The following is a 12648-nucleotide window of genomic DNA, read 5'->3' as shown; positions in this document are numbered from 1 at the left end:
ACTCACACCTGGCGGAAGTCGATCCCCAGGAGGCTCGCCGCAGCCCGGTAATCCGCCGCCCGGTGCCCGAGCGACAGCGACCAGTGGTGCCCGATACCGGTCGCGCTCCACTCGTCCACCCAGACACCCGGGTCGCGCCCGAAGTCGACGCGGCTCGTCGTGTTGCCGATCGCGAGCAGCGGGCCCGGGACGACCTCGCCCTCCGAAGCGACGAAGGCGAGTGATCCGTCGCGGTCCTGTCCCAGCCCCAGCAGTGTGACGGGCCCGTGGCGCACGTCGAACTCGACGCTCACGCCCCAGCCGCGCTTGCCGTGATAGACCCCGAGTCCGCGCAGCAGTGGGTCGCGGGAGCTGACGGCGAGGTGCGCCGGACCGTCGTGCCCCATCTCGACGACTCCGTCCTCGAAGTCCAGCGCCTGGATCTCGCAGAACGACCCACCGGCGCCGACGACCTGGGTCGCGAGCTGGGCGACCGTGGTCCGCAACTCGTACTCGCCGGTCGTGGGGACACCGCGAGCGGTGAGGAGGGAAGCGCCGAGGATCATGCCGGCGCCGAGTCGCTCGTGCTGCTCGCCGTCGCGGCCCCGGTGGTAGTAGGCGAGGCTGTCGAGCGCGAACTCGTCGACGAGCCGGTCGAGCCCGACCGACACCTTCGCTCCCCACGCGAAGTCGTCCTCGACCACCGTGTCGTCGAGGGTGAAGACCTCCCTGGCGAGGGCCATGCGGTCGGCGACCTCGGCATCGGTCACCTCGTCGACGAGGACCCGGAGGTCGTCGAACTCCACGACCTCGACGTGCGAGCCGAAGGTGGTCGGCAGCAGGGTGAGGTCGGTGGAGACGTCGAGCATGCCGGGGTAGACGTGTCCCATGAGGCCGTGGCGGGCGTGACGGAGGGCTGCGCGGACGTGCGCCGCCCGGATCCACTGCGAGATGCGGTCCCACGCCGACTCCTGACGCAGCCACCCCGACACCGAGCGGAACGGGATGCCCGCCCGACGGAAGACGTTGCCGACCTCGGGCACGGGGCACTGCCCGCAGTAGGCGAGCCAAGCGCCGGTGTCGAAGCTCGCGTGGTCCATCCGCTCGGTCGGCTGCAGGTCGATGACGAGGACCGGGGTGTTCGCGCGCTGGGCGATCGGCAGGACCATCGAGGAGGTGAGGTAGGTGGTGAGGAACAGGACGATGAGGTCGCAGTCGCCCTGTCGGAGCTGTTCCGCCGCGGCGTCGCCCTCCTGCGCGTCCGAGATGAAGCCGACGTCGACGACCTCGGCGTCCATCTGCTGGAAGCGTTCCGAGACGTACCGGGCCGATTCCTGGAGCTGGGGAAGCAGCTCCGGGAACTGCGGCCAGTAGGTACCGAGGCCGCCGGCGACGAGGCCGATGCGGGGCTTCCGCCGTGCCTTCGGGGTGAGGAGCGGGTGGGCGGCTGCTGCGGTGTGGGTCATCGTCGATCCTTGGATGGGTGCGGGTACGGGAGTATTTAATCGATTAAATACTGGTGACGACTGTACCCGGGCGTCACCGCCGCGTCCAGCCTCGCCGCTGCTCAGGCAGGCAGGGGAGCGGACTCGCGGACGACGAGATGCGGCTCGAGCGTCCGCGTGACGTGCTCGTGTGCCGCGCGGTCGGCCCCCAGCTCGGCCAGGAGGATCTCGACGGCCAAACGCCCGAGCTCGTCCTTCGGCTGCTCGACCGTGGTGAGCGGCACCCGCCCGTCGGCTGCGAGCGCGAGATCGCCGTAGCCGACCACCGACACCTCGTCGGGCACCGCGAGACCACCGTCGTTCAACCCCCTGATGACGCCGAGCGCGAGCTGGTCGTTCGTGCAGAACACCCCGGTCGGACGCGGTGTCTCTGCCGCGATCCGACGGCCCGCGATGCGCCCCGAGTCGACGGTCATCTCGTCCACGGTGACCTCGCGGAGGTCGTCGGGGTCGAGACCGGCCGCGACGAACGCGTTCCGGGCACCCTCGCGTCGATCGGCGCACTGCGGGATCGCCAGGTCGCCGTTCACGAGCACGATCGACCCGTCGGCGAGGGCGGGAGCATCGCGTCCGGCGGACACTCGGGCGGGATCGGCGAGCAGGTGCGCGACCGCGAGTTCCCCGCCGTGCACGTCGTCGATCGCGACGGAGCAGCCGGTGCCCTCGGGGGCGGTACGGTCCATGAGCACGAGGCGGCTGCCGACCCGTCGCAGCTGGGCCAGCCGGGAGGCGTCGGCCGTCAACGGAGCGACGAGTGCGCCGGCAGCCCGGTGCTCGGCGAGCATCTCGAAGTGCCGGAGTTCGAGGTCCGGGTCGTCATGGCTCACGCAGAGCGCGACCGTGTAGCCGTGCTCGGCCGCGGCCTCGGTGACCCCGCGGGCGATCGCCGAGTAGAACGGGTTCGCGATGTCGGGGATGACGAGGCCGATGAGCCGGTTCGTGCCCTGTCGCAGGGTGGCGGCGGCGCGGTTGGGGACGAAGTCGAGCTCCTCGATCGCCGCGAGGACGCGCTCGCGCGTTGCGGGGGCGACGATCTCGGGGCGGTTGAGCGTGTTGGAGACGGTCGCGTTCGAGACGCCGGCGAGTCTGGCGACGGCGGCGAACCCGATGTCGTGCTTCGCCATGCTGCCCTCCGATTCCACTCCGAGCGTACCCGGCGCGCCCCTCGTCCCGTTCTCAGGACTCCTCCGGTGTGGTGGGGCGATCTCCGCCCGACACGCCGCGGAAGTCCTGAGAACGGTCCGGAGGCGACCGCTACGGGAGGGTGTGGCCCGCAGCGGTGAAGAGGCGGTACCACTCCTCGCGTGACAGGCTCACGTCGGAACCTGCGGCCGCTTCCTCGACGCGCGACGGCTTGGTGGTGCCGAGCACGACCTGGATGTTCGCGGGGTGACGGGTGATCCACGCGGTCGCGATGCCGGACGGCGTCACGCCGTGTGCGGCTGCGAGCTCGTCGAGCACGTCGTTCAGCTCCGCGTAGTGCTCGCGGTCGCCGATGAAGACGCCCGTGAAGAAGCCGGCCTGGAACGGCGACCACGCCTGCAGGGTCATACCGGTCAGGCGGCTGTAGTCGAGCATCCCGTTGTCGCGGTCGATCGACTGGTCGAGGCCCGCCATGTTCGCGGCGACGCCCGACGCGATGATCGGGGCGTGGGTGATGCTCAGCTGCACCTGGTTGACGATGAGCGGCTGCTCGACGGAGCCCTTCAGCAGCTCGACCTGTGCCGGCGTGTGGTTGGAGACACCGAAGTTCCGGACCTTGCCCGAGGCCTGCAGGGCGTCGAACGCCGAAGCGACCTCCTCCGGCTCGACGAGGCTGTCGGGGCGGTGCAGAAGCAGGAGGTCGAGGTAGTCCGTCTTGAGGGCGGCGAGCGACTCGTCGACGGTGCGGAGGATGTGCTCCTCCGAGAAGTCGAAGAAGCCCGGGCGGATGCCGACCTTCGACTGGATGAGCACCTGCTCGCGCTCGGCGGCGGTGAGGGTGACGGCGTCTCCGAAGCGGCGCTCGCAGCCGTGACGCTCCGAGCCGTAGATGTCGGCGTGGTCGAACACGGTGACGCCGGCGTCTCGTGCGGTGTGGAAGAGGGTGCGGATCGCCTCGTCGTCGAGGGGCTCGATGCGCATGAGGCCGAGGACGATGCTGGACGCGGTCAGGTCGGTCTGGGGTAGGGGGATGGTCTTCATCCGACCATCCTGGCCGAACCCACCGATGGTCTGCCTAGGATTGACGACATGTTCGTGTTGTCGTTGCTGCTCATCGTCCTCACGATCATCGCGCTCATCGACGTGGTGGGTCAGCCCGAGCCCGTCGTACGCAACCTGCCCAAGATCGTGTGGGTACTGCTCATCGTCTTCATCCCGCTCATCGGCGTCGGACTGTGGTTCCTGCTCGGCAAGGACTGGTCGAACAGCCGCATCAGGTTCCCCGAGCGTCGGCCGCGCAGTGCGTCCCGTTCGAGCGGCTCCTGGGGTCCCGCGGCATCCTCGTCACCCTCGCCGTCCCAGCCCGACCGCGCGGTCAGCAGCACCGAGGAGCAGCTCGCGGCCCTCGAACGCGAGATCCAGGCCGCGGAGGACGCCGAGCGCATCCTCAAGCTGGAAGCCGAGCTCGCGCGGGACGACGACCGTCGCGACGAGCCCCGCTGACCGCTGCTGCGCACGACGCGGTCCGCACGACGGTCAGTCGAGGACGGCGACGAGGATCTCGGCACCGACGACGAGTCCGGCGACCACGAGGACGGGGACGAGCACCCAGTTCCGGCTCGGACGCAGTCGCGCCCCACGGGTGGTCCCCGCGTCGAAACGCGACGGACGCGGGGTGACCGGACTCATGCGGGCGATGCGTCCACCGAGCTTCGGGACGACCAGGTCGATGAACCGGAACAGCCGCAGCGTCTCCGACGCGTCCCAGAGCCGGAAGCTCCCGCTCGTGGTGACGAAGAGGTTGTCGTCGACGATCTCGATGTCCCAGCGCCGGCCGTGGTCGATGAGGAGCGCCATGACGTCCGGGGTGAACACCTGCAGCGCCTCGACCTGGAAGTCGCGGGGGACGTAGAGGGCGAAGTGCCGGTCGAAGTCGCCTTCGAGGGAGACGAGCTGTTCGTGTTCGACGGTGCGTGCGATCCCGCGACGCGCGCCGCCGTTGTTGGCGACACCGTCGAGCAGCAGGTGCGGTGACCGCGTGGGCAGGGAGACGTGCACGAAACCGACCGAACCGCGGGTCTTGCCGGCACCGCCCGAGGCCGAACGCTCCGAGAGGGTCGCGTCGCCGATCGTCACGCCGACCGTCGCCGGCCCGGTCCGTCCGCGGATCCGTCGCCCCTCCGGACTGAGCAGCTGGTTCGCGACCGCGATGTGCAGGCCCGTGCCGAAGACGACGCCGACCGGTGGGGGCGGCGCACCGTTGGCCCGGTACTCCAGACCGTTGTCGGCGGCGAAGCGACGAACGCGGAGGAGGCGACGCTCGGTGAGCGGTTGCGTCAGGAGGAAACCGCCGAGGACGACCGCCAGCACGGCGACCACGGCGACGATGCCGGCGACGATCTCGATCCCGCTGCTGAGGCCCTCCCATCCGTCCGGGAGACGCAGCGGCAGGCTGGTGGCCGCCCACCAGAGGTACAGCCCGCTCGCGACGACCACGCCCGCGCCGACGGCGGCGTCGCGGAAGACCCAGGGCTGGTCGGCGACGACCTCCTTCCACGGGAGGTGCCGCGTCAGCTCGGTCGTGTCGGGCTCGGCGGTCGGAGGCACAGCGTTCACGATATCGCCGCCATCGGATGCACGTGCGGTTCACAATTCAGGACGCGAACGGCGCGTCGCCCCCGGATCCGAGGGTCCGGGGGCGACGCGCCGAGATCGTCCTGAATTGCGAACGGGTCAGAAGTCGTACTTGTCGATGTTCGATGCGTCGAAGGTGGTCGGCGGGCCGACGATGACGGTGCCGTCGGCGCCGACCTCGCGCTCACCGAGGTCGCCGGCCTCGAAGGTGTCGCCCTCCTTGCCCGTGATCGTGCCTTCGGCGAGTGCCTTGCCGGCGAACGCTGCGACGTAGCCGAGCTGAGCCGGGTCCCACAGCGCGAACGCGGTGACGGTGCCGTCCTTCACGAACGGACGCATCTCGTTCGGGAGGCCGAGGCCGGTCAGCGCGACCTTGCCCTTGTACTCCGAGGTGGAGAGGTAGCGGGCGGTCGCGGCGATACCGACCGTCGTGGGCGAGATGATGCCCTTGAGGTTCGGGTGCGCCTGGAGCAGACCCTGGGCCTCCTGGAACGACTTCGTGTCGTCGTCGTCGCCGTAGACCTTGGCGACGAGCTTGATGTCCTTGTAGTCCGGGTTGGAGGCGAGCTCCTCCTCCATGTACTTGATCCACTCGTTCTGGTTCGTCGCGTTGGCCGTGGCCGAGAGGATCGCGATCTCGCCCGAGCCGCCGATCTGCTCCGAGATGAGCTTCGTCTGGATCAGGGCGACGTCCTTGGCGACGACCTGGGAGATGAAGACGTCGCGGCAGTCCTTGCTGGTGTCGGAGTCGAACGCGACGATCTTCGCGCCGCCGTCGCGGGCCTCCTTGAGGGCGGGGCAGACGGCGTCGGGGTCGTTCGCCGCGATGACGATGACGTTCGTGCCGGCCTGGGTCTCGGCGTTGATGAACGACACCTGGCTGGACGCGCTCGCCTCGAGCGGGCCGACGACCTCGGTGGCGCTGAAGCCGGCCGCCTTCGCGCCGTCTTTGCCGCCGCCGAGCACGACGTCCGTGTACGGGTTGTTGAGCTGCTTGGGGATGAAGGTGATGCTCTCCGCGGCACCGCCGCCACCACCTGATCCCGCGGAGTCGCCGGTGGCGCACCCCGTCGCGATGAGTGCGAGGGAGGCTGCTGCGGCGATGAGGGCCGCTGCGCGACGGGCCGGACGGCCTGCTGCGCGGTTTCGAATCGACTGCATTGTCTGTTCCTTTCTGGATACGCCTGGTGCTGTGGCGTGGGGTGCCCCGAGGGCTGCGCCGATCGGGAGATCAGTGCTGGGGCAGGCTGCGTCGGATCCGTCGGTGGTGGTTCCACTGCTTGACGGATTCGAAGATACTGGGGCCGACCACCGAGGCGATCAGCAGGGTCCCGGTCACGATGATGAGGACGACGTCGGAGACGCGGCCGAGCCGGAGCGCGTAGTTGATGGTGCCGATGAGCAGCACACCCGCGACGACGCCCGGGATGGAACCCTTACCGCCGAAGATCGAGACGCCGCCGAGGAGCACTGCCGCGATGACGGCGAGTTCGAGCCCGGAGGCGTTGTCGCTGCGGGCGCTCGAGTAGCGGAGCGTCCAGAACACCCCCGCGAGGGCGGAGACGCCGCCGGTCGCGACGTAGAGCCAGAACTTCGAGCGGGCGACCTTGATGCCGACGAAGCTCGCCGCCTCCGTGCTGTACCCGAGCGCGTAGAGCCCGCGGCCGAAGGGGGTCAGGTGCAGGACGACCCCGAAGGCGAGCACGACGACGAGGACCCCGACCATGACCACGGGGATGCCGGTAGAGCCGATCTTCGACGTGAAGAACGCGGTGAGCTCGGGTGGGAAGTTCGCGACCGCGTTGTCGCCGATCACGACGAGCGCGAGGCCGCGGAACAGCGCGAGCGTGCCGATCGTCACCGCGAGCGACGGGAGTCCGACCACCGCGATGAGGAAGCCGTTGAACGCGCCGGCGACGACTCCGACGAGCAGCCCGATGAGGAGGACGACCCCGATGTCCATCCCGCCGCCGGCCCACAGCACACCGATGACGGCGCTCGTGAGGCCCGCGGTGCTCGCGACGGACAGGTCGATCTCGCCGGTGATGATCACGAGCGTCATCGGCATCGCGATGAGGAGGATCGGGATCACGTCGAGGAGGAGGAAGCCGACGGTGACGGGGGAGGCGAACCGCGGGATGAGCAGACAGGCACCGATGACGACGACGAGCAGCGCGTAGATCATGATGGCGTCGCGGCCGAGCAGGATGCGCGAGGCGCCGGTGCGGCCCTTCGGTTCGGCCACGAGCACGCCGGTGGTGTCGGTGCCGAGCGGGCCGGAGCCCTTGGTGAACGGAGCCTTCGGGGTGGTGCCCGAGGTGGTCGGGGTCTTCAGATCAGACATCGCGTGCCTCGCTCATTCGCAGTTTCTTGGCCGTACGGAGGCTGGCGACGCGGTCGATGACGATCGCGGCCAGGATGAGGATGCCCACGATCGCCTGCTGCCAGAACTTGTCGACGCGCAGGGCGGTGAGGGCGCTCGTGATGGTGGTGAGGAGGATCGCGCCGATCGCGGCCCCGGCGACGGAGCCGCTGCCGCCGAAGATCGCGACACCACCGACGACGGCCGCTGCGACGACGTCGAGCTCCATGCCCGACCCGGTGGTCGCGCCGACCGAGTTGAAGCGGGAGGCGTAGAGCACGCCGGCGAGTCCGGCGAGCAGGCCGTTCGCCAGGAAGGCGAGGAACACGCGGCGGCCGACCGGGATGCCGAACAGCTTCGCGGCGTCGGGGTCCGACCCGATCGCGTAGAGGTCGCGGCCGGACCGTGCGCCGGCCATGTAGACGGCGACGACGACCACGACGAGGATCGCGATGAGGGTGATGACCGGGAAGCCGAGAACGGTGTCGACGGACAGGTTCCCGAACGCGTCGGGTCGGTCGTCCGCGAAGTACTGCGTGCCACCGGCCCACGCGTTGTTCAAGCCTCGGTAGATGTAGAGCGTGCCCAGGGTGATGACGAGGGCGGGGACCTTCGCGATCGTGACGAGCGCACCGTTGATCGCACCGAGCACCGCGCCGAGCAGCATCGCGATGGCGAACACCGCGATGATCGGCAGCTGCGGCATCGTCGCGAACATCGTGCCGGTCGCGAAGGCGACGAGCCCCAGGATCGAGCCGACGGACAGGTCGACGTTGCGGGTGATGATGACGAGCGCCTGACCGACGGCGAGGATGATCATGATCGTCGCGTTGAGGAGGAGGTCCTTCACCCCCTGGGCGGACAGGAACAGCGGGTTCGCGAGGTAGGTCACGAGCACGAGGACGACGAGTGCGACGGTGACCGGGAGTTCCCGGAGTCGCACGATCGACGCGATCGGGTTCGTCGTGCGCTCGGTCGCGACGGTGACGGGGCCGCCGCCTCCCGGCTTGGTGGTGGTGTCGGTCATCGTGCGCCTTCCAGGGAACCGGTGGCCGCGTGCATCACGGTCTCCGGGGTCGCTTCTTCGCGGGTGAGCTCGGCGGTGATCCGGCCCTCGTGCATGACGAGGACGCGGTCGGCCATGCCGAGGACCTCGGGCAGTTCGGAGGAGATCATGAGGATCGCGATGCCGCGGCCGGCGAGTTCGGAGATGAGGCGGTGGACCTCGCTCTTCGTGCCGACGTCGATGCCGCGGGTGGGCTCGTCGACGATGAGGAGGATCGGCTCGGTCGCGAGCCACTTCGCGAGGACGACCTTCTGCTGGTTGCCGCCGGAGAGGGTGGAGACCGCGTACTCCTGGGAGCCGGTCTTCACCTGGAGGCGGGCCGACCATTCCTCGGCCGCCTGGCGTTCGCGGCGGCCGGAGATGATCCCGAACCGCGCGAGCCGGTGGCGGAGGGTGAGGGTCGCGTTGCGGGCGACCGACAGGTCCATCACGAGACCCTGCTTGCGGCGGTCCTCCGGGACGAAGCCCATGCCGGCGTCGATCGCCGCCTGCGGGTCGCCGGCCTTGACCGGCTTGCCGTCGAGCGTGACGTGTCCGGTGTCGTAGGGGTCGATGCCGAAGACGGCGCGGGCGACCTCGGTGCGCCCGGCGCCGACGAGTCCGGCGAGGGCGACGATCTCACCCGAGCGCACCGTGAACGAGATGTCGGAGAAGACGCCGGCGCGCGACAGCCCGTCGACGGTGAGGACCGCGTCGCCGATCTCCGCGTCCTGCTTGGGGAAGAGGGCGGCGATGTCGCGACCGACCATCTGCCGGACGATCGCGTCGACCGTCGTCTCGCTCGTGACGTGCGTGGCGATGTAGCGGCCGTCGCGCATGACCGTGATGCGGTCGCACAGCGCGAAGACCTCCTCGAAGCGGTGGGAGATGAACATGATGCCGGCACCCGCGTCGCGCAGGGAGCGGGCGACCTGGAAGAGGCGGTCGACCTCGACGCCGGAGAGCGCGGCGGTCGGTTCGTCCATGATGAGGACCTTGGCGTCGAGCGAGATGGCCTTCGCGATCTCGATGATCTGCTGGTCGGCGATCGAGAGGCCCTCGGCGACGCGGTCGGGGTCGATCTGGACGCCGAGGCGGTCGAACAGGGCGCGGGCGGCCTTCCGCATGGCGCCCGTGCTGATGAGGCCGAGGCCGTTCTTCGGCTGGCGGCCGATGAAGATGTTCTCGGCGACGGTGAGGTCGGGGAACAGGGTCGGCTCCTGGTAGATCACGGAGATGCCCGCGGCCTTGCTGTCGGCGACCCCGCGGAACGCGACGGGCTTCCCCGCGAGGGTGAAGTCGCCGGCATCGGGCGTGTAGAGCCCGGCGAGGATCTTCACGAGCGTGGACTTCCCGGCGCCGTTCTCGCCGACGAGCGCGTGGATCTCGCCGGCCTCGATCCGGATGGTGCCGTCGGCCAGGGCGACGACGGGGCCGAAGGTCTTGGCCGCTCCGATGAGGGAGAGCGCCGGCTGGGCGCTGCGCCCGGCGGGCTCGGTGCGCGCCGGCTGCGCTGGATGGTCGATCGTCATTGAGGGTCCGTTCCTCCACGGTGAGGGGCTCGCTCCCGGCGGGATGTGAATCGATTCAGGGTCGGGAGCACCTGCACTGTATGGCCGCCGCATCGCGGGCGGCAAGGCGAAGTGGTCGTTCCTGACAGGACCTTCAGAAACGGTGCCCAGGTCGGCTCGCCTAGGCTGTGGATGCTCGATGGCGAAGGAGGACGACCGTGCGGATCCTCGTCGTCGATGACGAACGCGAGATGGCTGGCCTCCTCTCCCGCGGTCTCGGGTCGGACGGCCACGACGTGACGACGGCGTTCGACGGCCCGACCGCACTGGACCTCGCGCGGCAGGCGATCGCGCCGGCATCCGGTGGCGACGCGGGCTTCCAGGTCGCGGTCGTCGACGTCATGCTCCCGGGGCTCTCCGGATTCGCCGTCTGCCGCGAGCTCAAAGGCCTCGACCCGACGCTCGCGGTGATCCTGCTCACGGCGCGCGACGCCGTGGACGACCGGGTCCGCGGGCTCGATGCGGGGGCCGACGACTACATGATCAAGCCGTTCGCCTTCGCCGAGCTCGCCGCCCGGATCCGCGCGGTCCGGCGGCGGGACGCGCTCACCGTGCAGCCGCGCTTGGAGGTCGGTGGGCTGACGCTCGACCTGCACCGGCACCGCGCGCGTGTCGGTGACCACGACGTGCCGCTGAGCGGGACCGAGTTCGACGTCCTCCGGGTGCTCGCTACCGAGCCGGGCGTCGTCGTCTCCCGGGCGGCCATGCTGCGGGAGGTCTGGGAGACCTTCGACAACATCGACCCGAACGTCGTCGATCAGTACATCAGCCGTCTCCGTCGCAAACTCGACCTGGCGGAGGCGGGTGTCCGCATCGTGACGAGCCGCGGCGTGGGCTTCTCGCTCGTCGCCGCAGGGAGCTGAGGGCGTGTCGGCGGACCGTCGCCGGTCGACGCGGCACCACGGCATCCGCACGCGGATCGCCGGGGGCAGTCTGCTCATCGCCGTCGTCGTGTCGCTCTTCGCCGGGCTCGCGATCAACGCCCAGCTGGAGCGCATCGTCCGCGACGGCACCGTCCAGGCGCTCCGCAGTGACGGCGCGCAATACGTGTTCGCGCTGCAGGCGAGACCCGACGACCCGCTCCAGGGACCCGGCCTCGGGACCCGCATCGCCGTCATCGCCCCCGACGGCTCCATCCCGGTCTTCAGCCTGCCGACGACGCTCGCCGCGCCGCTCCCGGCGCTCGCTGCGACGCGGGAGGTCACCACGGTCGACGCCGGTGCCGCCACCTACATCCTGTTGTCGCAGCCCGTGACCGTCGGTGGGGACACCTGGTACGTCATCGCCGGGCGCGACGAGGCCGAGGAGACGACCGTCCTCGTCCAGATGCGGCTCCTCCTCGTCGGATCCTTCGCGCTCCTCGTCCTCGGTGTGGCGGCCGGCGGGTGGATCCTGACGACGGTGTCGCTCCGGCCCGTCACCCGGCTCCGGGTGAGTGCGCAGAGCCTCAGCGAGCGGTCGACGGACGAGGTGCTGCCGGTCGGCCGTGCCGACGACGAGATCGCACAGCTCGCGATCACCCTCAACGACCTCATCGAGCGGCTGCGGGCCTCGGCCGACCGTGAACGGCAGCTCGTGTCCGACGCGAGTCACGAGCTCCGGACGCCGCTCGCGATCCTCCGCACCCAGCTCGAACTCGCGCGCCTCGAGGACTCGTCGCGCGAGCAACTGCTCGCCGACATCGAGGGGGCCGAGCGCAGTGCGACGCGGCTGTCGGCGCTCGTCACCTCGCTGCTCGAGTTGTCCCGCATCGAGGCGGCGACGCCGGAGGAGCGGACGAGCGCGGCCAGGCTGGAGGCCGACGTGCTCGAAGCGGTCGAGCGCGCACGGTTCCGGGTCGCCTCGGACGACGCGCTGGCCGGGATCGAGGTCGAGTACGTGAGTGCGATCGCCGAGAGCGGGCCGGGGGATGGCGCGGCGGTGTACGCCGTGCGCGCCGACGAGGTCGGCCGGGTCGTCGACAACCTCGCGGGGAACGCGCTGCAGGCGTTCACCGAGCGCGGGGGTGCTCCGCGCCGGGTGTCGGTCATGCTCGACGACGACGGTGGTCAGCTCACGCTGCGGGTGTCGGACAACGCGGGAGGGCTCGACCCGGTCTTCGAACCGCGGGCGCTCGAGCGGTTCAGTCGCTCGGACGCGACGCGGTCCTCCGGGCACGGTTCCGGTCTCGGGCTCGCGATCGTCGCCGCCATCGCGCGCAACGCGGGTGGGGAGATCGTGCTCCGCAACCGTCCCGGCCACGGTCTCGAGGTCGTCGTCACCCTGCCCGTCGCGTCGGCCAGGCCGGGCGATCCCGCCTGATCGTCGCCCGTTCTCAGGAGTCGCCCGGTGTGTCGGGGGCGGGCGGGGGCGCCGCGCCGGAGAACTCCTGAGTTAGGGGCGGATATGGGTGGGTGGCCCGTTCTCAGG

Annotated in this window: 11 protein-coding genes; 3 read left to right on the top strand and 8 right to left on the bottom strand. The window is 70.2% G+C overall.

The features are described from left to right. Positions 1–2: 2 nt before the first annotated feature. From A4X17_RS06540 to A4X17_RS06530, 3 genes are all read right to left on the bottom strand, one after another. Positions 3–1445, bottom strand: a complete 1443-nt coding sequence (locus A4X17_RS06540) for an L-fucose/L-arabinose isomerase family protein (RefSeq protein ID WP_064294869.1) — start codon at positions 1443–1445, stop codon at positions 3–5. A gap of 101 nt (positions 1446–1546) precedes the next feature. Next, positions 1547–2608: a LacI family DNA-binding transcriptional regulator gene (locus A4X17_RS06535; protein WP_064294868.1), complete on the bottom strand. Its 1062-nt coding sequence runs from the start codon at positions 2606–2608 to the stop codon at positions 1547–1549. A 130-nt stretch (positions 2609–2738) separates the two neighbouring features. Continuing rightward, positions 2739–3668, bottom strand: coding sequence for an aldo/keto reductase family oxidoreductase (locus A4X17_RS06530; protein WP_064294867.1), 930 nt, complete (start codon positions 3666–3668; stop codon positions 2739–2741). Positions 3669–3716: 48 nt separating this feature from the next. Between A4X17_RS06530 and A4X17_RS06525 the strand changes: the two genes are divergently transcribed. Next, the gene (locus A4X17_RS06525) at positions 3717–4130 is read left to right on the top strand and encodes a PLD nuclease N-terminal domain-containing protein (RefSeq protein WP_064294866.1); all 414 of its coding nucleotides are present in this window, start codon (positions 3717–3719) and stop codon (positions 4128–4130) included. Positions 4131–4163: 33 nt separating this feature from the next. On the opposite strand, the gene A4X17_RS06520 is transcribed toward A4X17_RS06525, so the two are convergent. The 5 genes from A4X17_RS06520 to A4X17_RS06500 all read right to left on the bottom strand — a co-directional run bounded on the left by A4X17_RS06520 (position 4164) and on the right by A4X17_RS06500 (position 10200). Beyond that, complete coding sequence (locus tag A4X17_RS06520; RefSeq protein ID WP_064294865.1) at positions 4164–5234, bottom strand: hypothetical protein; 1071 nt, start codon at positions 5232–5234, stop codon at positions 4164–4166. A gap of 126 nt (positions 5235–5360) precedes the next feature. Beyond that, complete coding sequence (gene rhaS / locus A4X17_RS06515; RefSeq protein WP_064294864.1) at positions 5361–6422, bottom strand: rhamnose ABC transporter substrate-binding protein; 1062 nt, start codon at positions 6420–6422, stop codon at positions 5361–5363. Between the two features lie 70 nt (positions 6423–6492). Continuing rightward, positions 6493–7605, bottom strand: coding sequence for an ABC transporter permease (locus tag A4X17_RS06510; RefSeq protein WP_064294863.1), 1113 nt, complete (start codon positions 7603–7605; stop codon positions 6493–6495). Further along, entirely contained in the window at positions 7598–8650 is a 1053-nt protein-coding gene (locus tag A4X17_RS06505; protein ID WP_079003567.1) for an ABC transporter permease, read from the bottom strand. The genes A4X17_RS06510 and A4X17_RS06505 overlap by 8 nt, the downstream gene beginning before the upstream one ends. Beyond that, positions 8647–10200, bottom strand: coding sequence for a sugar ABC transporter ATP-binding protein (locus A4X17_RS06500; RefSeq protein WP_064294862.1), 1554 nt, complete (start codon positions 10198–10200; stop codon positions 8647–8649). The genes A4X17_RS06505 and A4X17_RS06500 overlap by 4 nt, the downstream gene beginning before the upstream one ends. Before the next feature lie 197 nt (positions 10201–10397). Here A4X17_RS06500 and A4X17_RS06495 point away from each other — a divergent pair, with 197 nt between their 5' ends. Both A4X17_RS06495 and A4X17_RS06490 read left to right on the top strand, forming a co-directional pair. Then, entirely contained in the window at positions 10398–11102 is a 705-nt protein-coding gene (locus A4X17_RS06495) for a response regulator transcription factor (RefSeq protein WP_064294861.1), read from the top strand. A gap of 4 nt (positions 11103–11106) precedes the next feature. Continuing rightward, positions 11107–12540 carry a HAMP domain-containing sensor histidine kinase gene (locus A4X17_RS06490; protein ID WP_082915975.1) on the top strand — a complete coding sequence of 478 codons (1434 nt, stop codon included), beginning with the start codon at positions 11107–11109 and terminating at the stop codon, positions 12538–12540. Positions 12541–12648: the final 108 nt, after the last annotated feature.

Origin of the sequence: Plantibacter sp. H53, assembly GCF_001650455.1 — a bacterium.
GTDB lineage: Bacteria > Actinomycetota > Actinomycetes > Actinomycetales > Microbacteriaceae > Plantibacter > Plantibacter flavus_A.
Note: the sequence above shows the minus strand (reverse complement) of the source record. Positions and strands in the feature narration are given on the sequence as shown.